This window comes from Streptomyces griseicoloratus (genome assembly GCF_014534645.1).
GTDB classification, from domain to species: Bacteria; Actinomycetota; Actinomycetes; order Streptomycetales; family Streptomycetaceae; genus Streptomyces; species Streptomyces griseicoloratus.
The window spans coordinates 113,145-135,243 of sequence record NZ_JACVQF010000238.1 but is presented as its reverse complement, the minus strand read 5'-3'; the positions used below and the strand labels follow the sequence as shown (position 1 = coordinate 135,243).

At 74.9% G+C, this 22,099-nt stretch carries 21 protein-coding genes; 6 read left to right on the top strand and 15 right to left on the bottom strand.

Translation table 11 applies throughout. The features are described 5' to 3' along the window. Positions 1-46: 46 nt before the first annotated feature. The 4 genes from H0H10_RS38115 to H0H10_RS38100 form a co-directional block, all read right to left on the bottom strand. Positions 47-610 carry a hypothetical protein gene (locus tag H0H10_RS38115; RefSeq protein WP_188185803.1) on the bottom strand — a complete coding sequence of 188 codons (564 nt, stop codon included), beginning with the start codon at positions 608-610 and terminating at the stop codon, positions 47-49. After that, on the bottom strand, positions 558-2,036 hold the full coding sequence (locus tag H0H10_RS38110; protein ID WP_309142002.1) for a PTS transporter subunit EIIC: 1,479 nt from the start codon (positions 2,034-2,036) through the stop codon (positions 558-560). The genes H0H10_RS38115 and H0H10_RS38110 overlap by 53 nt, the downstream gene beginning before the upstream one ends. 16 nt (positions 2,037-2,052) lie before the next feature. Then, the gene (gene murQ, locus H0H10_RS38105) at positions 2,053-2,988 is read right to left on the bottom strand and encodes an N-acetylmuramic acid 6-phosphate etherase (protein ID WP_188185801.1); all 936 of its coding nucleotides are present in this window, start codon (positions 2,986-2,988) and stop codon (positions 2,053-2,055) included. 86 nt (positions 2,989-3,074) lie between these two features. Next, positions 3,075-3,995: a MurR/RpiR family transcriptional regulator gene (locus tag H0H10_RS38100; protein WP_373566966.1), complete on the bottom strand. Its 921-nt coding sequence runs from the start codon at positions 3,993-3,995 to the stop codon at positions 3,075-3,077. Between the two features lie 55 nt (positions 3,996-4,050). Here H0H10_RS38100 and H0H10_RS38095 point away from each other — a divergent pair, with 55 nt between their 5' ends. Continuing rightward, the gene (locus tag H0H10_RS38095) at positions 4,051-4,434 is read left to right on the top strand and encodes a DUF8819 family protein (protein WP_188185800.1); all 384 of its coding nucleotides are present in this window, start codon (positions 4,051-4,053) and stop codon (positions 4,432-4,434) included. 10 nt (positions 4,435-4,444) lie between these two features. Next, positions 4,445-4,723 carry a DUF4031 domain-containing protein gene (locus tag H0H10_RS38090; protein WP_188185799.1) on the top strand — a complete coding sequence of 93 codons (279 nt, stop codon included), beginning with the start codon at positions 4,445-4,447 and terminating at the stop codon, positions 4,721-4,723. On the opposite strand, the gene H0H10_RS38085 is transcribed toward H0H10_RS38090, so the two are convergent. Beyond that, entirely contained in the window at positions 4,705-5,772 is a 1,068-nt protein-coding gene (locus H0H10_RS38085; RefSeq protein ID WP_188185798.1) for a GNAT family N-acetyltransferase, read from the bottom strand. The two genes, H0H10_RS38090 and H0H10_RS38085, sit on opposite strands and share 19 nt — an antisense overlap. 10 nt (positions 5,773-5,782) lie before the next feature. Further along, the gene (locus tag H0H10_RS38080; RefSeq protein WP_188185797.1) at positions 5,783-6,445 is read right to left on the bottom strand and encodes an HD domain-containing protein; all 663 of its coding nucleotides are present in this window, start codon (positions 6,443-6,445) and stop codon (positions 5,783-5,785) included. Positions 6,446-6,492: 47 nt separating this feature from the next. On the opposite strand from H0H10_RS38080, the gene H0H10_RS38075 reads away from it, so the two are divergent. Together H0H10_RS38075 and H0H10_RS38070 are read left to right on the top strand one after the other, a co-directional pair. Then, positions 6,493-7,176 carry a maleylpyruvate isomerase family mycothiol-dependent enzyme gene (locus H0H10_RS38075; RefSeq protein ID WP_188185796.1) on the top strand — a complete coding sequence of 228 codons (684 nt, stop codon included), beginning with the start codon at positions 6,493-6,495 and terminating at the stop codon, positions 7,174-7,176. A gap of 158 nt (positions 7,177-7,334) precedes the next feature. Then, positions 7,335-8,024 carry a copper homeostasis protein CutC gene (locus tag H0H10_RS38070; RefSeq protein WP_188185795.1) on the top strand — a complete coding sequence of 230 codons (690 nt, stop codon included), beginning with the start codon at positions 7,335-7,337 and terminating at the stop codon, positions 8,022-8,024. A gap of 322 nt (positions 8,025-8,346) precedes the next feature. Here H0H10_RS38070 and H0H10_RS38065 read toward each other — a convergent pair whose 3' ends face one another. Next, positions 8,347-10,395 carry a HelD family protein gene (locus H0H10_RS38065; RefSeq protein ID WP_188185794.1) on the bottom strand — a complete coding sequence of 683 codons (2,049 nt, stop codon included), beginning with the start codon at positions 10,393-10,395 and terminating at the stop codon, positions 8,347-8,349. A 286-nt stretch (positions 10,396-10,681) separates the two neighbouring features. Between H0H10_RS38065 and H0H10_RS38060 the strand changes: the two genes are divergently transcribed. Beyond that, complete coding sequence (locus tag H0H10_RS38060) at positions 10,682-10,867, top strand: hypothetical protein (RefSeq protein WP_188185793.1); 186 nt, start codon at positions 10,682-10,684, stop codon at positions 10,865-10,867. A 14-nt stretch (positions 10,868-10,881) separates the two neighbouring features. Here the strand turns inward: H0H10_RS38060 and H0H10_RS38055 are convergent, their stop codons facing one another. The 4 genes from H0H10_RS38055 to H0H10_RS38040 form a co-directional block, all read right to left on the bottom strand. Further along, positions 10,882-11,166 carry a hypothetical protein gene (locus H0H10_RS38055; protein WP_188185792.1) on the bottom strand — a complete coding sequence of 95 codons (285 nt, stop codon included), beginning with the start codon at positions 11,164-11,166 and terminating at the stop codon, positions 10,882-10,884. Positions 11,167-11,241: 75 nt separating this feature from the next. Next, positions 11,242-12,885 carry a DNA repair helicase XPB gene (locus H0H10_RS38050; RefSeq protein ID WP_188185791.1) on the bottom strand — a complete coding sequence of 548 codons (1,644 nt, stop codon included), beginning with the start codon at positions 12,883-12,885 and terminating at the stop codon, positions 11,242-11,244. Between the two features lie 74 nt (positions 12,886-12,959). Next, on the bottom strand, positions 12,960-13,163 hold the full coding sequence (locus tag H0H10_RS38045; protein WP_188185790.1) for a hypothetical protein: 204 nt from the start codon (positions 13,161-13,163) through the stop codon (positions 12,960-12,962). A gap of 411 nt (positions 13,164-13,574) precedes the next feature. Further along, a complete protein-coding gene (locus tag H0H10_RS38040; protein ID WP_188185789.1) occupies positions 13,575-16,118 on the bottom strand; it encodes a helicase C-terminal domain-containing protein in 2,544 nt (847 codons plus the stop codon). 211 nt (positions 16,119-16,329) lie between these two features. Between H0H10_RS38040 and H0H10_RS38035 the strand changes: the two genes are divergently transcribed. After that, entirely contained in the window at positions 16,330-17,349 is a 1,020-nt protein-coding gene (locus tag H0H10_RS38035) for a hypothetical protein (RefSeq protein WP_188185788.1), read from the top strand. A 28-nt stretch (positions 17,350-17,377) separates the two neighbouring features. Here H0H10_RS38035 and H0H10_RS38030 read toward each other — a convergent pair whose 3' ends face one another. From H0H10_RS38030 to H0H10_RS38015, 4 genes are all read right to left on the bottom strand, one after another. Then, positions 17,378-18,382, bottom strand: coding sequence for an ABC transporter substrate-binding protein (locus H0H10_RS38030; RefSeq protein ID WP_188185787.1), 1,005 nt, complete (start codon positions 18,380-18,382; stop codon positions 17,378-17,380). A gap of 74 nt (positions 18,383-18,456) precedes the next feature. Beyond that, positions 18,457-19,302 (bottom strand): ABC transporter ATP-binding protein, encoded by an 846-nt coding sequence (locus tag H0H10_RS38025; protein ID WP_188185786.1) that lies wholly within the window; start codon positions 19,300-19,302, stop codon positions 18,457-18,459. A gap of 655 nt (positions 19,303-19,957) precedes the next feature. Beyond that, complete coding sequence (locus H0H10_RS38020) at positions 19,958-21,019, bottom strand: FecCD family ABC transporter permease (RefSeq protein ID WP_188185785.1); 1,062 nt, start codon at positions 21,017-21,019, stop codon at positions 19,958-19,960. Then, positions 21,016-22,008 (bottom strand): FecCD family ABC transporter permease, encoded by a 993-nt coding sequence (locus H0H10_RS38015; protein ID WP_188185784.1) that lies wholly within the window; start codon positions 22,006-22,008, stop codon positions 21,016-21,018. Before H0H10_RS38015 ends, H0H10_RS38020 begins: the two co-directional genes overlap by 4 nt. Between the last annotated feature and the right edge of the window lie 91 nt (positions 22,009-22,099).

Sequence of the window (22,099 nt, the reverse complement as noted above, 5' to 3'; positions counted from 1 at the left end):
GGACATTGAGGACGAGCCCCGGCCGCCGGCGCGGCCGGGCTCCTTCTCAGCCCATCGGCTCGATGTCCATCCGCACCGGCGTCCCCCACACCCGCAGCACCTCGTAGTCCGTGAACTCGTGCACGAGCCGGTACGCCATGGCCGGGCGCGGTCCGCGCCGCTGGGCCGCGAGGTACAGCTCGGCCTCGCGGCGGTCCCGGCGCGGGGTGCCGCACAACTGCCACGCCTGACCGTTCCACAGCTCCGGGAGCCAGCGCTGCTGGGGCTGCGGACGGTCGCCGCGGACCCCGTACCGGGACTGGACCGGCTCGGTCTGCGGGGCCGGGAGGGGGCCGCCGCCGTACTCCGCGCGGCGGGCGGCGCGCCGGCGGGTCTCGCACAGCAGGCACAGGTCCGGGGCGGCCTTGTCGACCGGTCCGTTCGGATGCTCGGGGCAGCGGGTGCTGGGGGCCGTCGTCGTGACGCTCTCCTCCAGCAGGTCCAGGGCGCGGCGCAGATCCGTCCTGACCTCGTGCAGCTTCGCGTCCGGGGTGTCGGCGGCCAGGGCCTCGCCGTGCTCACCGAGGAGACGCAGGGCGCGGCCCAGGGCGGTCAGCTGGGCGTGGTTCATGCTCCCCAGCGTCGCACACGGCACCGGCGGCCAGGTCCGCGTCCACCGCCGTCCGCCCGCCCAGGCCGAACAGGTACGTCGCCGCGAAGCCGACCGCGTACCCCGTCAGCAGCCCGCCGCCGTACACCGCCGCCGTCACCGCCCAGCCCCCGCTCCCCGCCAGCAGCGGGAACAGGGCCCATCCCGACGGACCGATCGCCGTCGTCCCCACGTCGGTGCCCAGCATCGCGAACAGGCCGACGAAGGCGCCGCCCGCCGCGCCGCCGGCGCAGGCGGTGAGGAAGGGGCGGCCCAGGGGCAGGGAGACGCCGTAGATCAGGGGCTCGCCGATGCCGAGGAGACCCGCCGGGAGCGCCGACCTGATCGTCGTGCGGAGGGACGTGTCGTGGCGCAGGCGGACGTACACCGCGGCCGCGGCGCCGACCTGGCCCGCGCCGGCCATGGCGAGGACGGGCAGCAGGACGGTGTGGCCCTGCTGTTCGATCAGGGTGGTGTGGATGGGGATCAGCGCCTGGTGCAGGCCCAGCATCACCAGGGGGAGGAACAGCCCGCCGAGGACCAGTCCGGCCAGGGCGCCGGTCGTCGACAGCAGCCAGTTCGCCGCGGTGCCGACGGCGGTGGCGACCTCGCCGGCCGCGTACATGAGGACGTACAGCGTGACCAGTCCCGACACCAGCACCGTCAGGGTCGGGGTGAGCAGGACGTCGGCGGTGCCGGAGAGGCGGGCGCGGCACCACTTCTCGACCCGGCAGGCGAGCAGGGCCGCGGCCAGCGCGCCGAGCACCCCGCCCTGGCCGGGGGCGAGCGTGACCCCGAACGCCGTCACCTTCGCCACCCCCGGGTAGACCACGACGGCCGCGACCGCGCCGCCCAGCACCGGCGTCCCGCCGAACTCCTTCGCCGTGTGGTGGCCGACGAACACCGCGATCAGCGCCATGAAGGCGGAGGAGAGCGCGGCGAGGGCGGGGGTGAGGCCGGGGAGCCACCCCAGATTGGTGAGCAGGCCGCCGACGCCCGCCAGGACGCCGCAGCCGATCAGGGCGGGGATGAGGGGCACGAAGACGGCCGCGAGACGCCGCAGGGCCGTCTTCAGCGGCGTCGCGTTGCGCCGCCTCTGCCGCTCCTTGAGCGCGGCGCCCCGGCGGGCCAGGGCGTCCGCCGTACCGCCGGCCCCGAGCAGCGCCTCGAACGCCTCGGTCACCCGCCCGACCACCCCCGGGCCCAGGACGATCTGGTACGACTCCCCGTCCTCGACCACGCCGAGCACACCGGGCAGGGCGCGCAGCGAGGCGTCGTCCACCCGGGACCGGTCGGCCAGCCCCAGGCGCAGGCGGGTCATGCAGTGGGCGACGGAGGTGACGTTCGCGGGGCCGCCGACCAGGGGGAGGATCGCCGCGGCCGTGGAGTGGGGGTCGTCGTTGCGCACGCTCCGAGCGTGCGCATCAGCCCTTCGCCGCCGCCAGCGCGGCGCGCAGATGGCCGTCGGAGTCCTCCAGAAGGCGGGCGGCCGTCGGGCCGTCCACATCGGCCAGGAGGGTCAGGATGGCGTGCTTGACCTCGCCGTCGGTGGCGGCGAGCGCGGCCTCGATCTCGTCGTCCGGGGCGCCCGTGGCGAGGGCGACGATCCGCCGGGAACGGGCGCGCAGCTTGGCGTTGGAGGCACGGACGTCGACCATCAGGTTCCCGTACGTCTTGCCGAGCCGGATCATCGTGATCGTCGACAGCATGTTGAGGACCAGCTTCTGTGCCGTGCCGGCCTTCAGCCGGGTCGAGCCGGTGATCAGCTCGGGGCCGGTGACGATCTCGATGCCGTGCTCGGCGGCGGCGGCCAGGGCGCTGCCGGTGTTGCAGGCCAGGCCGATGGTGAGGGCGCCGAGCGCGCGGGCGTGCTCGACGGCGCCGATCGCGTACGGGGTGCGGCCGGAGGCGGAGACGCCGACCACCGTGTCGTCGGCGGTCAGGGCGAGGGCGTCGAGGTCGGCCCGGGCCAGCTCCGCCGAGTCCTCGGCGCCCTCCACGGAGGTGACCATGGCCTCCGGGCCGCCCGCGATCAGGCCGACGACCTGTCCCGGCGCGGTGTTGAAGGTCGGCGGGCACTCGGAGGCGTCCAGCACGCCGAGCCGGCCCGCCGTGCCGGCGCCCGCGTAGACCAGCCGGCCGCCGCGGGCCATGCGGGCGGCCACGGCGTCGACGGCGGCGGCGATCTCGGTCAGCCGCTCGGCGACCGCGGCGGGCACGGCGGTGTCCTCGCCGTTCATCAGCCGGGCGATCTCCGCGGTGGGCAGCCGGTCGATCTCGGACAGCTCGGGGCGGAAAGCCTCGGTGGTCAGGTGCTCCAACTGGGCGCGGAGGTCGTGGTGGTGGGAGGTGGAGGTCATGGCGGGCGGCTCTCTTCGGTGGCTTTCCGGTGCGGTACGGGTGCGGTGCGTCTGCTCGGTGAACTCGGTGAAGAGGAGGGCGGGGGCTAGCGGTGCGTTCCGCCGCGCGGGCTGTGCCGGTGGGCCAGCGCCTCGTAGGAGGCCGCCAGCGCCGGCGCCGCCGTCTCGTAGGTGCGCTGCGCCACCCCCACGAACAGGCAGTCCACGACGAGGAGCTGACTGGTCCGGGAGGACATCGCGGCCGGGCGCAGCTCGCTCTCCCGGGAGGTGGAGGTGGTCAGGACGTGGTCGGCGTACTGGGTGACGGGGCTGTCGGGGCGGCCGGTGACGGCGATGGTGGTCGCGCCGTGCTCGAAGGCGACGCGCAGCGGCTCGATGACGTCCCCCGTCGAGCCGGAGTGCGTGATGGCGACGGCGACGTCACCGGCGCGCAGCTGCACCGCGTTGGTCACGGCGAGGTGCGGATCGCCGGGCGCGTGGGCTATCAGCCCTATGCGCAGGAGCTTCTGGGTGAGGTCCTGGGCGACCAGGCCGGAGGCGCCGATGCCGTACACGTCGGTGCGGCGGGCGGCGGCGATCGCGGTGACGGCCGCGCCGAGCTGGGCGGTGTCCAGGCCGGCGGCGGTGTCGGCGAGGGTCTGCTGCTCGTCGTAGGCGAGTTTGGCGACGACGTCGGCGATCGGGTCGTCGATCGCGATGTCGGTCGTGAGGGCGGGCGCGCGGCCGGACTGCTGCTGGGCGGCGAGCCCGGCCAGCGCGAGGCGCAGATCGCGGTAGCCGGGGTAGCCGAGCAGGCGGGCGGTGCGGACGACGGTCGCCTCGCTGGTGCCGGTGAGCTCGGCGAGGCCGGTGACCGTGAGGGCCGCGCAGCCGGCCGGGTCGCTCGCGACGGCCTCGGCGACCCGCTGCATGGAACGGGTCATCGACGGCGCCAGCGTGCGCACCTTGGCCGCGAGGGCGCCGGGTGCGGGAGGAGTGGCGAAAGTTTCCTTCACTTCATCGGTCACTCATGAAAGATATTTTCGGTTCGGCGTGTGGGTCAAGAGTGCGCACAATGGGTGCATGGACCCCATCAGCCCCCTGGAGCAGGCGCTGCACGCCGCGCGCGCCCTCGTGCTCGCCGACCTGATGGCGGGCGAGGTCGCGGAGGCGGACGTCGTGTCGCTCGTCGAGGAGTCGGTCGTCCAGCGGCGGTGGTGGGTCGAGCAGTGGCCGCAGGGTGCGGAGTTCGTGGCCGGGCTCGTCGCGCAGGACGTGCAGGACGCCCTGCTGGAGCGGTACGGCCGCTGGCCCCTGTGCCCGGTGTGCGGCTCCGGCGATCCGCACGCGCTGGACGTCGAGCCCGAACTCGGGCCCGACCCGCACTGGGTGTGCCCCAAGGCGGGCGTGAAGGTCGCGGCGGTCGGCTCGCTGGGCGCGGCCGCCGGCGGCATGCCGTCCTCGTGAGCGCCGCCCGGTGAGCGTCTACATCGACCCGCCGACCTGGCCGGGCCACGGCCGCATGTGGTCACACCTGGTCAGCGACGTCTCCTACGACGAACTGCACACGTTCGCCGCGGCCCTGGGCGTGCCGCGGCGCGCCTTCGAGCGCGACCACTACGACATCCCCGCGCACCGGTACGCGGACGCGGTGTCCGCCGGCGCCCTGGAGGTGAGCAGCCGCGAGGTGGTGCGGCTGCTGCACGGTGCCGGGCTGCGGCGGCGCAAGCGCGTCGCTCAGCCCCGCAGTTCGTAGGCGACCTGCTCGTCGTCCGCCAGGACCCGGCGGAAACCGGCGCGCTCGATGACGCGCTGGGAGGCGGTGTTGGCGGGCTCGGTCGTCGCGAACACGCTCGTCACCTCCTCCCGGGCCAGCGCCCACCCGGACAGTGCGCTCAGGGCCTCGGTGGCGTAGCCGTTGCCGCGGGCCGCCTCGGCGAGGTCGTAGCCGATCTCCACCCGCCCGTCCTCGTCCGGCGCCCCGTGGAAGCCGATGCCGCCGACCGCGCGGCCGTCCTCTTGGCGCACGAGCGCGAACACGCCCCACTCCGGCCGGTGGACGCCGGCCTCGTACGCCTTCAGCAGCATCCCGGCGGCCTCCCGGGTGCCGTCGTACGGGCCGCCGTCGACCCAGGCGAACCCGCCGTCGCCGCCCGTGGCCAGGTCGGCCGCACCGGCGGGCGTGATGCCGTCGAGGGTGAGCCGCCCGGCCGGGATCACGAGGTTGTTGCTCCAGCGCCACTCGGTGACCGGGGCCCGGCCCGGCAGTTCGCCGCGGCCGGTGGCCCACAGCAGGGTGCGCCAGTGGTCGGGTCCGGGCTGGACGTGCGGGAAGATCCGGGTCAGGACGTAGGCGCACACCTCGGCGGGCGGCTCGAACGCCACCCCGAGGCCGGCGGCCATGTCGTGCGTGTGCAGCAGCGCCTCGGCGATGCCCATCGCGGCGAAGCCCTCGCGGTTCGCGCTGCGGAACGGGTACGGGTGGAAGGCGCGCACCTCGCGCGGGGTGGTCCGCACGGTGGCGGCGAGCAGGGCGCCCATCGTCTCGACGACCCGCAGGACGCCCTCGTTGTCGGTGCCGTCCTCCAGGGCGAGTTCGAAGGGCACGTAGCCGTCGGCCGCCCGTCCGGCGAGCTGGCCCGCGTAGCCGACGAGGCACTCGGCGACGTGCAGTGCCGTGTCCCGGCAGCTCCAGTCCAGCCCGGCCGCCGTCACCCGCTCCCAGTCCTGGTCCGTCGCCGCCCGCAGCGCCGCCACGGCGCTCGCGACGGCCTCTTCCACACGTTCCCCGCCCATGTTCCGCATGCCGGGCAGGCTACGGGGCCGGGCTGTCCTTGAGCGAGAGCATTTCCAGCTCGGCGGTGACGTTGTAGCGGGCCGTGGCCTCCCAGTGCTCCCGCCCGTACGGGGTGCGGAACAGGCTGGGCAGGCCGAGGAGTTGGCGCAGTACGGCGGCGCGTCCCTCGCGGAAGGCGTCGTTCGGCACGAAGTGGTACTCCTCGCGCACGGCCGCGGTGTAGGCGGCGTACGCCGACGGCGGCGAGGCGAGGACCGCGAGGTCGGCGTCGCACAGCACCTGCCCGTTCCGGTCGCCGTCGGCCGGATCGTGGCCGGCGGTGAGCCGGACCAGCCGCGCCACCTCGGCGGTCCTCGCCCCCGAGACCCCGGCCTCGGGCAGGGCGCGCTCGGCGAGGCGGGCCGAGCGCTCCTCGTTCTCGGACCGGTCGGGCTGGTAGACGGCGTCGTGGAACCAGGCGGCCAGCCGGACGGCGTCCGGGTCGTCGGCGTACTCCGCCAGCGCGTCGACGCGGTCCAGGACCGCGGTCAGGTGCGCGAGCGTGTGGTAGTGGCGCTGGGGCTCCTGCCAGCGGGCGAGCAGGTTGCCGGCGTACGGCGCCGGGTCGGGGCCGGAGGCGGAGCCCCTGGCTCCGTCCAGCGCGCGGGCGAAGCGGGAGCGCAGGGCATCGAGATCGGCCATGCCTTCATTCTCCCGTGGCGGGGCGTCCGGCCCCTAGCGTGGAGCCCATGACGACTCCTGCCGACGTGCACGACGTACACGACCCCGAGCTGCCCGGGCGGCTGCTGACCATCGAGCGGGACGCGCTGGTGCCGCTGCTGCGCTCCAGGAAGGACGGGGATTTCGCGCTGCCGGTGGCCGCGTGTCCGGGCTGGACCGTGCGGGACGTGCTGGCGCACTGCTCCTCCGCGCTGACCAGGGTGGTGGAGAACCGCTTCGAGAAGGGCGTCTTCTCGCCCGAGTCCAACGACCGGGACATCGCCGAGCGCGCCGGCTGGTCCAACGCCCGGGTGGTCGACGAGCTGGAGCGCGGGATGACCGAGGCGGGGCCGGTGATCGCCCGCGCGGGCGGTGCGCTGGACGCGATCGCGCTGGGCGAGTGGGTGCACGCCGGTGACGTGCGCGTGGCCCTCGGCGAGCCGGGGGCGTACGCCGGGCCGAGCCTGCCGGAGGCGCTCGCGCTGCTGGTCTCGGTCACCCGGGCCGGCGGTCACGTCCCGCTGCACGCCGACCTCGACGACGTGGACGAGCCGCTGAAGCTGGGGGAGGCGAGCGGCGAGCGTCCGCCCGGGCGCTTCATCGGCGACGCGGCGACGCTGGTGCGGCTGTACGCGGGCCGGCCGGTGGACGCCGGTGCCGGGTACGAGCTGGCGGGGGTGGAGCCGGCGGAGCTGAACATCTTCGGTGGCTGACCGGCGGATGGACGCGGCCCGCCGGCGGTGGACGCGGCCGGCCGGCGGCCGGATCAGGACTGATCGGCGGGTGAGGGGAACTGGGTGCGGGTGGTCGGGCGTAGTCTTGGATTGGACTAGACCTGTAGCAGCCCGAGAAGCCTGACGAATGGGGCCCCATGAGCAAGCGTGCAGTCCTGGAGGTGATCGCCCTCGACGTCGAGGACGCGGTCGCCGCCCAGGCCGGAGGCGCCGACCGCCTCGAACTGGTCACCGACATGGCGGCCGACGGGCTCACCCCGTCGGCCTCGACCGTCGCCGCGATCCGCGCCGCCGTCGACATCGACGTACGGGTGATGCTGCGGCTCGCGGACGGGTTCGCCGCCGGGGACGTCGAGCGGCTGGTCCGGGTCGCGCAGGAGATGCGGGGGATCGGCGCCGAGGAGTTCGTGCTCGGGTTCCTGGGCGCGGACGGTGACGTGGACCTGGGCGCGGTGGAGCGGGTCGCCGGGGCGCTGGAGGGCTGCCGGTGGACGTTCCACCGGGCCATCGACCGGGCCGCCGACCGGGACGCCCTGCGCAAGCAGCTCGCGGACTTCTCGGGGCTGGACACGTATCTGACGGCCGGGGCGGCCGGCGGGGTGGACGAGGGGCTTCCGGTGCTGCTCGCCGAGGCGCGGCGGCGGGGGGAGCCGGGGTATCAGCAGCAGTTGCTGGTGGGGGGCGGGCTGCGGCTCGACCACGTGCCGACGCTGCTGGACGCCGGGATCGACGCGTTCCACATCGGGGGCGCGGCGCGGCCCGGCGGGTGGGACGGGCCGGTGTCGGCGGAGGCGGTCGCGGAGTGGCGGCGGGTGCTGGGGGACTGAGCGTCGGCCGCCGCGGGCCGGGGGTGCCGGTGCCGTCGCCTGCCGCCGGCCGGGGGTGGGGACGCGGCCCGGCGTTGCGGGGTGCCGCCGCGCCCACCCGTGCCGCCCTTGGCGGCACGATTGCCCGCGGCTACGGCGGCTGTGCGGCTGCGCCGGCGCGACGGCCCGTGGCCAGCGTTGCAGGGTGCCGCCGCGCCCGCCCACCCCTGGCGGCACGATGGCCCGCGGCTACGCGGCTACGCGGCTACGCGGCTACGCGGCTACGGCGTGAGCTGGTGCCGCCGCCCACCCGTGCCGGCCCTGGCGGCACGATTGCCCGCGGCTACGGCTGTGTGAGCTCGGGTGGGAGGTCTGTGGTGTGGGTGACGATGAGGCCCGAGACCGCTCGGGTCAGGCATACGTACAGGCGGCGTAGGCCCGTGCGTTCGTCCGGTTCGCCGTCGACCACGGCCTGCGGCTCGTCCAGGACCACGTAGTCGTACTCCAGGCCCTTGGCCAGCGACGCCGGGACCAGGGTCAGCCGGGTGTCCTGCGTCGTCTCCTCGCCCGGGCCGAGGTGGCGGATCCCCGCCTCCGTGAGGGACCGGGCCAGCTCCGGGACACGGGCGTCGGCGGCGATCAGGCCGACCGAGCCCTCCCGGTCCAGCAGCTCACGGCACGCCTCCACCACGTCCCCGTCCCCGGTGGCCGTTCGGATCTCGAAGAACCCCGGGTTCTCGCGGATCGACGCCACCGGCGTCAGACCCGGCGCGATGTGCGGCAGCAGCCGGGAGGCGTAGGTGATGACGTCCGTCGGCACGCGGAAACCGGCGGTCAGCTCCTCGATCACGGCATCGGCCTTGCCCAGGTGGGCCAGGGCCTCCTGCCAGCTCCGGGTCGCCCAGGGCGTGGTGCCCTGCGCCAGGTCGCCGAGGACGGTCGCCGAGCCGGTGGTGCAGCGCCGGCCCACCGCCCGGTACTGCATGGGGGAGAGGTCCTGCGCCTCGTCGAGGACCACGTGCCCGAGGGAGTGGGTGCGCTCGATCAGGTCGGTGGCCTCGTCGATCAGCACGGCGTCCGCGGGCGACCACTTCGCCGACTTCACCGACCGGGCGGGCTTCACCCACAGGACCGCCTTCTGCTCCTCCTCGGTGAGGACCCCCTCGGCGTGCTCGGCGAGGAAGTCCGCGTCCGAGAGCAGACGGAGTACGAGCTTCGCCGGGTCGACGGCCGGCCAGATGGCCTTCACGGCCGCCTTCACCGCCGCGTTGCGGGCCACCGCGTTCTGCACCCGGTCGTCCGGCGCCTCGCCCGCCCGCTCCATCTGCACCAGCACGGCGTGCGCGATGCGCTGCGGCAGGGCCTCGCGGGCGGCGCCGTAGCGGATGTCCCGGTCCAGCAGTTCGCGGACGATCTCCTCCAGCTCGTACGCCGCGACGCGCCAGCGGCGTGAGCCGCGTACGACGACGACCGGCTCGGCCGGCATCGTCACGTGCGAGTAGAGGGCCCTGCGCAGCACCTCCGCCATCCGGGCGTCGCCCTTGACCACCGCGGCCTGGGCGTCGTCCGTGCCGCGCACCTCCACGTGCCCGACCAGGTCGTCGACGGTGGCCTGACGGACCGTCAACTCGCCCAGCGCGGGCAGCACCTGCTCGATGTAGTGCAGGAAGGACCTGTTCGGGCCGATCACCAGCGTGCCGGTACGGGCCAGCCGCTCGCGGTGGGCGTAGAGGAGGTAGGCGACCCGGTGCAGGCCGACGGCGGTCTTCCCGGTGCCGGGGCCGCCCTGCACGCAGACGCTGCCGCCGAGCCCGGCGCGCACGATCTCGTCCTGCTCGGGCTGGATGGTCGCCACGATGTCCCGCATCGGACCGACGCGGGGCCGCTCGATCTCCTGCTGGAGCAGCTTGCTGGTCGCCGCCGCCTCGGCCGGGTCCGACAGGTGCTCGTCCTCGTACGCCGTCAGCTCGCCGCCGGTGTACCCGAAGCGGCGGCGCAGCGCGATGTCCATCGGGTCCTTCTTGGACGCCCGGTAGAACGGCTGCGAGACCGGCGCCCGCCAGTCGATGACCATCGGGTCGCCGTCCGCGTCGTGCACATGCCGGCGCCCGATGTAGAAGCGTTCCCCTTCCGCGCCCTCCGCCTGCTCGGCCCCCGGTGAGTGCAGGTAGTCGAGCCGGCCGAAGAACAGCGGGGTGTCGCTGAGGTCGGCCAGGGCCTTGATCCGTTCCTCGATCTGGCTCTCCAGCACGGCGGCGTTGACCCAGTTCGCGGTGACGTCGGAGATGTCGAGGGACTCGACGTCCTCCCGCATGGCGCGCAGCGCGGAACGGGACGCGGTCAGGTGGGAGCGCTCTCGGGAGAGCGGGTCGTCGTGAGCGGGCGTGGACAAGGGGGTGCCTCCGGATGACCTGCTGCGTGGACGGCGCGGGCTGCGCGCGGTGCCGACCGGTTTCCGTCCGGGCGGCGGCACTCCGAAGGGGAGGCGGGCAAGAGCGGCGATTGTAGGGCAGCGGAGACGGTGGCCGCCAACCCTTTTTCCCGTCCCCTTCCGTCCCCTAGGGGACGCGGCCCACCGCTCTGAGGGGAGCGGTCCCCCCGGAGGCGTACGGAACGCGGGGCGGGACCGGGCCCGCAGGCCGATGACGGCCGTATGCCCGGAATCGCACTATGGAGACATGAGTGCAGCAACCATCTCCCCCGCCCCGGCACCGGGCCGCCCCTCCGGCGCCACGCCCGTGGCCGGCAGCCACCGGCACCGGCTCGGTGACGCCCTGCGTGCCGTCCGGGTGTTCGCGGGCGCCGCCTTCGACGTGGTCATCCTCGGCGAGTACGGCGAGGAGGCCGGCGTCCGCCGCCGGTGACACACCGGCCGGGCTCAGCCCTCCTCGGGCAGCAGGATGTCCGCGTCGTCGAAGATCCGCAGCATCACCAGCAGCAACCGCCCCCGGGAGACCATGTACTCGGCGACGATCTGAGAGGTGAGCCTGATCTCGCGGTCCTGCTCGCCGGGGCCTATCGGCCGCGACAGCTCGGTGTAGGGGTCGCGGGCCAGTATCCCGACGGCCTTGTCGAAGGAGGCCCTGCGCGCGGGGTCCAGGCGGTCGCGGTCCCGGGCCGCGGGCTCCGTGTACAGCACCTCGTAGACGTCCTCGTGAGGCATGGCGCCTCCCTTCCCGCGACGTGCCCGCCGCGCCTCAGCGTAACGGCCCCGGGAGTGGCTTTTGGGGCCGTCGGCTCAGCTCTCCGCGAGCAGCTCGTCCGCGTCCACGATCCGGTACGCGTACCCCTGTTCCGCCAGGAAGCGCTGGCGGTGGGCGGCGAAGTCCTGGTCGATCGTGTCACGGGCGACGACCGAGTAGAAGTGCGCCTGGTGGCCGTCGGCCTTGGGGCGCAGCACCCGGCCGAGGCGCTGGGCCTCCTCCTGGCGCGAGCCGAAGGTGCCCGACACCTGGATGGCGACCGTCGCCTCCGGCAGGTCGATGGAGAAGTTCGCGACCTTCGACACGACGAGCACGCTGATCTCGCCCTGCCGGAAGGACTCGAAGAGCTTCTCCCGCTGCGCGTTGGACGTCTCCCCCTTGATCACGGGCGCGCCCAGGTGCTCGCCCAGCTCGTCGAGCTGGTCGATGTACTGGCCGATGACGAGGACCTGCTGCCCGGCGAAGCGCCGCACGATCGCCTCCGTCACCTTCCGCTTGGTGTCGGTCGTCGCGCAGAACCGGTACTTCTCCTCCGTCTCGGCGGTGGCGTACGCGAGCCGCTCGGAGTCGGTGAGATTGACCCGGACCTCCACGCAGTCGGCGGGCGCGATGTAGCCCTGCGCCTCGATCTCCTTCCACGGCGCGTCGAACCGCTTCGGGCCGATCAGGGAGAACACGTCCGACTCCCGGCCGTCCTCGCGGACCAGCGTGGCCGTGAGCCCCAGCCGCCGCCGCGCCTGGAGGTCGGCGGTGAACTTGAACACCGGCGCCGGCAGCAGGTGCACCTCGTCGTAGACGATCAGGCCCCAGTCCCTGGAGTCGAACAGCTCCAGGTGCGGGTAGACGCCCTTCCGCTTCGTCGTCAGCACCTGGTACGTGGCGATGGTGACGGGCCGGATCTCCTTCCGGGTCCCGCTGTACTCGCCGATCTCGTCCTCGGTCAGACTCGTGCGCCTGACCAGCTCGTGCTTCCACTGCCGGGCGGAGACGGTGTTCGTCACGAGGATCAGCGTCGTGGACCTGGCCTGCGCCATCGCCCCGGCGCCGACCAGGGTCTTGCCCGCGCCGCAGGGCAGGACGACCACGCCGCTGCCGCCGTGCCAGAAGTTCTCCACGGCCTGCTTCTGGTAGGGCCTGAGCGCCCAGCCGTCCTCGGCCAGCTCGATCGGGTGCGCCTCGCCGTCGACGTAACCGGCGAGGTCCTCGGCGGGCCAGCCCAGCTTCAGCAGCGTCTGCTTGATCTGCCCGCGCTCGGAGGGGTGCACGACCACCGTGTCGGGGTCGATGCGGGCGCCGACCAGCGGCGTGATCCGCTTCGACTTCAGGACCTCCTCCAGCACCGGCCGGTCGGTGGTGGTCAGCACCAGCCCGTGCGCCGGGTGCTTGGAGAGGGTGAGGCGGCCGTACCGGTCCATCGTCTCGGCGATGTCGACGAGCAGCGCGTGCGGCACCGGGTAGCGGCTGTACCGCACGAGCGCGTCCACCACCTGCTCGGCGTCGTGGCCCGCCGCCCGGGCGTTCCACAGGCCCAGCGGCGTCACCCGGTAGGTGTGGATGTGCTCCGGCGCGCGCTCCAGCTCGGCGAACGGCGCGATGGCCCGCCGGCAGTCGTCGGCCTGCTCGTGGTCGACTTCCAGAAGCAGGGTCTTGTCGGACTGGACGATCAACGGACCATTCACGGGCGGCACCCTCTCGCGTGCGTACGGCCGGACGGCTCGGCCAAACGTCCAGTGTGCCTGATCGGCGGACGGTACTACTTGAGTCCGAGGTTGTTGATCAACGGACCCTCGACGACGACCCCCTCGGTGACCAGGGACTCCACACCCGTGGACGGCAGGGGCAGCGGCAGTGCGGTGGCCTCGGGGGCGAGTGCGCCGAACAGCGCGGCGCCGGTGATGAGGGCGGCCACGGAGACGGCGACGGCGGCGCGGGCGGTGTCGGGGCGCTGGGAACGCATGGGCTTTCCGGCCTTTCCTGAGCAGGGGAACGCGGAACCGGGAGAACACCGGGGAGCGGGCCGGGCCCAGGGGGGCTGGGGCCGGCCCGACGGGATTCAGGGACGGGTCAGAAGGTCACGCCGCCGGTGAGGTCGATACCGACCGCGGCGGCCTCGGCGGCGAATGCGCCGAGGAGCGCGGCGGTGGAGGCCAGGACGGCGGCGACACGACGGAGAGTACTCATCGGGTACTTCCTTTCGTTCGGGTTCAGGACACCCGGTGGCTGCCCTCCCGCCCGCGGCTCGATGCGGTTTATGAAAAAACCTCCCTCGGGGGTGGGAAATCCCCGGTGTGGCGTGCATGAATCGCCGCGTTCACCCGAAAGTGGACAGGAAAGCGGAGGACAGGGCCCACCCCGTAAACCCCGGGGGTCAACGGGCGTCGTCGGCGAGCTCCGCCACTCCCGTGATCCGGTGCAGCGGATAGGTGCGCACCTCGTCGGCGGTGTGGTCGTACGCCGTGACGAAACCGCCCTCGACCCGGATCGGGGCGACGACGCGCTGGCTGGCGGCGCCCTCGGCGTTCACGTAGCCGATCCACAGCGCCTCGCCGGTCAGCACGGCGGCCTGCACGGTGGCGAGGGTCTCGGCCGGGCTGGTGCGGGGCAGCTCCCCGTCCGCCGTCCGGTCGTCCTCGCCGGGGCCCGGCTTGCGCGGGGCGGTGGAGGCGAGGTCGCCGGCCCGGATGGCGCGGATCGCGGCGCCGAGCAGGGTGCCGTCGGGCACCGGCGGGCCGTCGGGCACCGGCTCCGGTGCCGTGCGCGGCGGAGTGCGGTGCGCGTCGACGCGGGCGATCAGCACATCGCCCGCCGCGGACTCGGCGGCCGGCGCGAAGCCCATCGCGCGCAGCCCCTCCAGCAGCGCCGCCGGGTCGGCCTGCGCGGCCAGCACGGTCGGCGCCAGTCGGCGCAGACCCATGGCGGCGGACCGCTTGTCGGCGAGGATCTCGCTGAGCGCCGCGTCGTCGTCGCAGCGCACGTACGCCGAGGCCGCGCCCACCCGGAGCTGCCCGTGCCGGCGGGCCACGTCGTCGATCAGGTAGGCCAGCGGCTGCGGCACCGGCGTACGGGAGTGCGCGGCGAGGAACGCGTGCAGGTCGGCGGCGGTCCGCCCGGCGTCCAGCGCGCGGCGCACCGAGCCGGGCGTGAACCGGTAGACCGTGGCCCCGCCCTTGGACTCCACGTCCGCCAGCACGCCCAGCACCTCCGCGAGAGGACGCTCCAGCGGGCCCGGCGCCACGGCCGTCAGATCGGCCTGGAGCAGCACGTGGTCCAGCGGCTCGGGCAGCAGCGGCGCGAGCAGGCGGGCGGCGGCCGCGGAGGCGGCCGCCTGTTCGGCGGGGGAGGGGGGCGCCGGGGCCGGCGCGGTGCGGTGGTGGACGGGGAGCTTGTCGCCGGGGCCGGCGGGCTCCGGCTGCGCGGGCTCCGCGGGGTGCTGCGCCTCGGGCGCCCCGATCAGCGCCCGCCCGGGTGCCGACAGCGCGCCGCGTCCGGTGACGCCCAGCAGCTCCGCCTCGGACAGCGTCCACCGGGCGAGCCGGGCGCGCAGGTCGTCCTCCCGGCGCCGGGGGCGCTCCCAGGCCAGCCGGGCCAGCACGGACTCCTCGGTGGGCGCGGCGCCCTCGGGCAGCCCCGCCAGCAGGGCCAGCACCCGGTGCCGTACCTCGGGCGCCGCCGACCGGTCCAGGTTCGGCCCCAGCGCCGACAACGTACGGTCCTTGGCGTCCCGCCCGCCGACCAGGCCCGGCGTCCGGGTCGCGAGCAGCCAGGCCCCGGCCAGCCGCGCCCAGCGCTCCGCGGCGGGCAGCTCCCGCCACTCGTCGTACGCCGGGGTCGCCGCGTACCGCTCGTCGGCCTCGCCGTCGGAGGCCAGCAGCCCGGCGGCGTAGGCCAGCTCGACCCAGAAGGCCGCGACCGGCTCCGGCACGTCCAGGGCGACGGCCGTCCGCTTCAGGTCGCGCACGCTCAGTCCGCCGGCCCGCAGCACCGCCGGGCCGCCCTCGTCCCAGTCCTTCAGCAGCTCCTCGACGGTCGTCAGCGCCGCCAGGGCCTGGCCGGCCGCGGTGGCGTCCACCACCTGCGGACGGTGCGTGGCGGCGACCTCGACCGGCGGCGGCACCGGCTCGGGCGTGCGGTGCGCCCGCCCCGCGCGCAGGTGCAGGGCGACCTCGCGGGGGAGGACCACCGTGCCCGGCGCGGTCGGCAGCAGCAGCCCGCGCTCCAGCAGCCGGCGCAGATGCGGCGCGGGGTCGTGGGTGACCTGCCCGTACGGCGGGCCCCAGACGAGCCGGGACAGCACCTCGCGGGACTCCTCCGGCAGGTCGGCGAGGAGCGCCGCCATCCGGGTCCGGTCGGTGAACAGATCGCCGAGCGCGGCCACGGCCGAGACCGAGTCGTGGGTCGAGGGCAGGCCGACGGCGGCGAGGATCTCCTGGATCCGGCCGGGCGACATGCCCGCCGTCGCCTCCTGCACGGTGGGCCCGAGTCCCGTCGGGGACGGGTGCTGCGGGGAGGGCGTCAGCAGCTCGCGGGCGGTGCGCACCAGCCGCAGCCGGTCGTCGCCGCCCCACACCAGCGCCTGTTCGCGCAGGACGCCCAGCGCCCTCGGCAGGGCGGCGGCGACGGCCGGATCGCCCTCGTCACCGGCCAGCAGCCCGAGCAGTTCCCCGTACGACGCCGGATCCGCGGCCACGGCCAGCGCCTCCGCCGTCTGCAGCGCGAACCGGTCCAGCCGCTCCAGGGCCCGTACGACCGAGGCGCGGGTACCGGCGCGCGTGGCGAGCTGGGTGAGGTCCGTGGGGACGGGGGTGATGAGATCGGGGCGGCTGCGCAGGAGGGCGGCCAGGGAGGCGTCGTCCCTGGCGCGGAGCGCTTCCGCGAGGGACCGGGGGGCCGCGGGCTTCTCCTCGGTGCTCATCCGGTCAACGGTAGCGGGTGGGTACGACGGTGGGGCGGCGCGTGCGCCGGTGCGGAGGGACGCGCGCGGGAAAGCGGAGGGACGCGCACGGGAAAACCGCCGTACGCCGGCCGCGCGTCGCCGGTGCGTCGGCCGCCCGTCCGCCGCGCGCGGGAAGATTCGGTACCTTCGTCCGACGGGGTATCACAACACACCCGCCCCGGAGGGGTTCGTGGGCATCGAGAGCGACCAGGTCGTCTACGAGTATCTGAGCCGTGTCGGTGACGTGGCCCAGCAGCGGCAGCTGCCGTCGGCCACCCGGATGAGGCTGGTCGCCGATCTGCGCGACGAGATCGACCGGCGCCGGGCCAGGGCCGCCGTCGACTCTCCCGCCGCCGTCCGCCGCATCCTGGACCGGATCGGCAGTCCCGACGACATCGTGGAGGCGGCCGGGTCGGCCGGCACCGCGGGCGGTGCGCCGCAGCCGCCGCCCGCCGCGGTGCCGGAACAGCGCGAGGCGGACGGCGGGGCCAGGCGCAGGGGCCTGCGCCGTGCCGTACCGCGTCCGCGCCCCGTCGCGCCCCCGCCCGCGCCGGCCGCCCCCTCCGAGGCGGCCTCGCCACCGCACCGGGCGGCCGCGCACGAGCTGGGGGACGGCGTCACGCAGCCGGACTGGTGGCGGGTGGAGAGCGGCCCCTTCGGGGGCGGCGGGGACGGCGTGCCGGGGTTCGTGGGCGGTGTGGAGATCCCGGAACTGCTCAAGCCCCCGCCGGCGAAGGACAAGGACGGGGACGAGGGCGGGAAGGCCGCCGCCGGGGAGGCGGACGCGGAGCCGGAACCGGCCACCGGGAAGGCCGGGACCGGGACGGTCGCGGCCGCGCGCAGACGGCTGCCGCGCCTGTGGCCCGAGGGCGGCTGGAACAACCCGCTGCTGCTGGTCGCCGCCGCGCTGCTGGTCGCCGGCGCCGTGCTCGGCAGCCTCGTCCCGCTGGGCCTCGGCTGGCTGATCGCGTACCTCTCGCGCCGCCTGTCCCCCACCCAGGCGAAGTGGGCGGTGCTGGGGCTGCCCGGCACGGTCGCCGCGGCCGGGGTCGTGTGGCTGTGGGGCCGTACGGAGGGCCGCTGGGGCGAGCCGATCGCCGAGGGCGGCATGAACGACGCCGTCGCCGAGACCTGGCCCTGGGTCCTGCGCGGTGCGGCCGTCGCCACCGCGCTGTACCTGGTGTGGCGGGCCCGCCGCCCCCGCGGCTGACGGCCGGGGGCGCGGCGGGCCCGTCGGATCACTTGGCCAGCTTGGCTTCCAGCTCGTCGAGGATCTGCTCGGCGGCCGTGTAGCCGATGCCCATGAACCACAGGTCGTCGTTGACCTGGAAGGCCCGGTTCGCCTTGACGGCCTTCATGTTCTTCCACAGGGAGCTGTCCAGGGTCTTGCTCTGCCCGGACTTCGAGGCGTCGCCGAAGGACGTGTAGAAGACCGCGTCCGCGTCGGCCTTGTCGATCTGCTCCGGGCTGACCTCGTAGGCGAAGCCGTCCTCGGCCTTGTCGACGACGGCGGGCCGGCCGAGGCCGGCGTCCTCCAGCACCGTGCCGATGTAGTTCTTGCGGCCGTACAGCCGGATGTCGCCGCCCTCGACGAAGCGGGTCGCGCTGACGGTGATCCGCGCGGCCTTCTCCTTGCCGCCGAGCGCCTCGGTGACCTCCGCCGCGTGCTTCTCGTACTCGGCGACGACCTTCTTGGCCTGCTCCTGCTTGCCGAGCGCCTCGGCGTGCAGCAGGAAGTTCTCCTTCCACGGGTAGCCGACGCCCTCGGCGAAGACGGTGGGGGCGATCTTCGACAGCTCGTCGTAGCGGTCGGCGTCGCGGACCTTGCTGCTGAGGATCAGGTCCGGCTTGAGCGCGGCGATCTTCTCCAGGCTGGGCGCGGCGATGTTGCCGACCTTCTCGATGCCCTTCAGCTGGTCCTCGGGCAGGTAGCTGAGGAAGCCGGAGACGACGCCGGCGTGGGTGGCGCCGACCGGCTTGACGCCGAGCGTGATCGCGGAGTCCAGCTCGGCGGTGTCGAGGACGACGACCCGCTTCGGCTCGGCGGGCACCTTCACGTCGCCCATGACGGTCTTCACCACGCGCGTGCCGCCGTCGCCGGAGGTCTTGCCGTCGCCGGAGGCGGAGTCCGAGCCGGAGCCGGAGCCGCAGGCGGCCAGGGCGAGCGAGCCGGCGAGGGCGGCGGCGGTCGCGAGCACCGTACGGCGGCGGCGCGGCGCGGCCGCGGGGATCTTGAGGGTCATCGGGGTTCCTTTCTGGGTGTACGGCGCGTGGGTCCGCCGTGCGGTGCCGGTGCGGCACCGGGGGAGACGGCGGCTCACGTCGTCCGTACCGGGGACGGGACGGAGTCCGTGGGGGGCGTCTTCGGGGGCGGCGAGGGCCGCCAGGGCCGGCCGGGCACGACCAGCGGGCCGCCGGTCACCGGGTCCGGTACGACCACGCAGTCCAGGCCGAACACCTCGCGCACCAGCTCCGCGGTGACGATCTCGGACGGCGGGCCCTCGGCCACGACCCGGCCCGCCTTCATGGCGACCAGGTGACCGGCGTAGCGGGCGGCCTGGTTCAGGTCGTGCAGGACGACCACGACCGTGCGGCCCTTGTCGTGGTTGAGCTGCCGGACCAGGTCCAGCACCTCCACCTGGTGGGCGACGTCCAGGTACGTCGTCGGCTCGTCGAGCAGCAGCAGCTCGGTCTCCTGCGCCAGCGCCATGGCGATCCACACGCGCTGCCGCTGGCCGCCGGACAGCTCGTCCACGGGCCGGTCGGCGAGCGCGGCCACGTCCGTGCGCTCCATCGCCTCGGCGACGGCCCGCTCGTCGGCCTCCGACCACTGCCGCCACCAGCGCTGGTGCGGCTGGCGCCCGCGCGCCACCAGGTCGCCGACCGTGATCGCCTCGGGAGCGGCCGGTGTCTGCGGCAGCAGCCCGATCTGCTGGGCGATCCGCCGGGTGGGCAGCTCGGCGAGGGCCTGCCCGTCCAGCAGGACGGCCCCGCCCTTCGGCTTCAGCAGCCGGCCGAGCGCGCGCAGGGTCGTCGACTTGCCGCACGCGTTCGGCCCGACGATCACCGTGACCTCGCCGTCGGGGACGTCGAGGTCCAGGGCGTCGACGACGGTGCGGTCCTCATAGGCGAGCGTCAGCCCGCGGGCGCTGAGCCGGGTCATCGGGTCCCTCCGATCGACGGAAAACGACGTCCTGCACCGACCGCCCCCGCACACCGCCCACAAGGACCCACCCGACCACTCGGCCACACCCGGCGGGCTGCCCGAGGGGCGAGCGGGGTGCGGACGGTCCCGGCCGCCGGTGGCACGTCGCTGTGCCGGACGCGGACCGCTGCGACCGTCGGTGTTCTGTCCGTGGGCCGGGTGGGGGCGTGTGCCGTGGCGGCCTGGGCGGCCGGCCGGGTGCTCGTGTGCTGGCGGCGGGTCGTCGGGGTGCCGGCGGCGGGGCGGGTGCGGGTGGTCCCGGCCGCCGGTGGTGCATCGGTCTGCCGGGCGTGGGCCGTTGCGGCCGTCGGTGTTCTGTCCGTGGGCCGGGTGGGGGCGTGTGCCGTGGCGGCCTGGGCGGCCGGCCGGGTGCTCGGGTGCTCGGGGCGGGTCGTCGGGGCGCCGGCAGCGTGTGGGGTGCGGGCGGTCCCGGCCGGCGGGCGGCTGCTGGCGTGCCGGGTGGTGGCGGTCCTGGTCTTCGGCGGTGTGTCGGTGGGCCAGGTGGTGGCGGTCCCGGCCAGCGGGGTGCCGGCCACGGGGCCGGTGCGGGTGGTCCCGGTCGTCGGCGGTGTGTCCGTGGGCCGGGTGGGGGCGTGTGCCGTGGGCGGGTGGGTCATCGGGGGGCTCCGGTGCGGCTGCGGGCGATCAGCCACATGAGGTACGGCGCTCCCACCGCCGCCGTCAGCACGCCCACCGGCAGCTCCGTGGGGGAGAACAGGCGACGGGCCAGCAGGTCGCCGAGGACGACGATGACGGCGCCGAGCAGGGCCGAGCAGACGAGCGGGATCTGCGCGGTACGGGTGAGGCGGCGGGCGGTCTGCGGCGCGAGCAGCGCCACGAAGTCGACGGGGCCCGCGGCGCCGGTGGCCAGCGACGCCAGCACGATCCCGAGCAGTACCAGCCCGAACCGCACCCGGCCCAGCCGTACCCCGAGCGCGGTCGCCGTGTCGTCATCGAGCCCGGCCGTGCGCTGCGCCCGCGCCGCCCACGCCACCGCCGGCAGCAGCAGTACCAGCGCCCAGCCGAGCGGCCCGGCCACCTCCCAGCCGCGCCCGTTGAGCGACCCGGCCATCCACACCTGGGCCTGCTGGGCGACGATGTACTCGCCCTTCGTCATGAACAGCGTGGTGACCGACCGCAGCGCGATCGCGAAGCCGATGCCGATCACCACGAAACGGGCCGCGTGAAGTCCGCCGCGCCAGGCCACGAGGTAGACCAGCAGCGCGGCGAGCAGACCGCCCGCGACCGACAGGTACGGCAGCACGGTGTACGAGGTGACGCCGAACGTCAGCGCGCCGACCGTGACCGCGCTCGCGCCCTGGCTGATGCCGATGACGTCGGGGCTGGCCAGCGGATTGCGCGCGACCGTCTGGATCAGCGCGCCCGCCACTCCGAACGCGGCCCCCACCAGCAGGGCGACCACCAGCCGCGGCGCCCGCAGGGTGCCCACGACCAGCTCGTCCGGCGACGGCCGCCCCAGGACCACGTCCAGGGCCGAGCCGGGGGAGACGAAGGACTCGCCCACGCACAGGTACGCCAGCGAGGCCGCGGCCAGCACGAGGGCGAGCACCCCGGCGACGAGGACGGAGCGGCGGTGCAGCAGGAAGGCGGCCGGGCCCGGCCGCAGCACGGCGTACCCGGCGGGACGTACGGGGCGTATGGGCGCGGACGTCATGCCGGCACCGCCTTCCGCCGCACCAGCAGCACCAGGAACGGCACTCCGATCAGCGCGGTCGTCACGCCCGCCGGCACCTCGCCGGGCGGGAACACGATCCGGCCGGCCACGTCGGAGACCAGCAGCATCACCGGGCCGATCAGCGCGGCCAGCGGCAGCACCCACCGGTGGTCGCCGCCGACGATCGCGCGGGCGATGTGCGGCACGGCCAGCCCGACGAACGCGATCGGCCCGGCCGCGGCCACACCGACCCCGGTCAGGACGGTGGCGCCGAGCCCGCCGACGATCCGTACCACCGCGACCCGCTGCCCCAGACCGCGGGCCACGTCGTCACCGAGCGCGAGCGCGTCCAGTCCGCGTGCCACCGACAGCACCAGGACCAGGCCCACCAGCAGGAACGGCCACACCTGGCCGACGACCTGCGCGTCCCGTCCGGAGAGCGAGCCGATCTGCCAGAAGCGGAATTTGTCGAGCGCGGCCGCCTTCGTGGTGAGGACGGCGGTGACGACCGCCACCAGCAGCGCGTTGATCGCCGCACCGCCCAGCGCCAGCTTCACCGGCGTCGCCCCGCCCCGCCCGCCGGCCGCGACGGCGTACACGGCGACCGAGGCGAGCGCGGCCCCGGCGAACGCGAACCACACGTACCCGGTGAGCGTGTGCACGCCCGCGAAGGCGATGGCGAGCACGACCCCGACCGAGGCGCCCTGGCTGACGCCGAGGATGCCGGGGTCGGCGACCGGGTTGCGGGTGATGCCCTGCAGAACCGTTCCGGCGAGCGCGAGTCCCGCGCCGACCAGCACCCCGACCAGGGTCCGCGGCAGCCGCATCTCGCGCACGACCTCGGCGGCCTCGCCGTGCCCGCCGTGCAGCAGGGCGTCGAACACCGCCGACGGGGCGATCGGACGGGCGCCGACGGCCAGGCTGAGCAGCATCGCGAGCGCCAGGGCGAGGACGGCCGCGGGGACCGCGACGGCACGTCTGGCTCGCATGGACGGGCTCTCTTTCGACGGCAGACGGCGTAAAAGTCAGGTAAGGCTTGGCTGAGTTTAGGCCAAAGTCGTACGCGCTCCGTGACCCGGT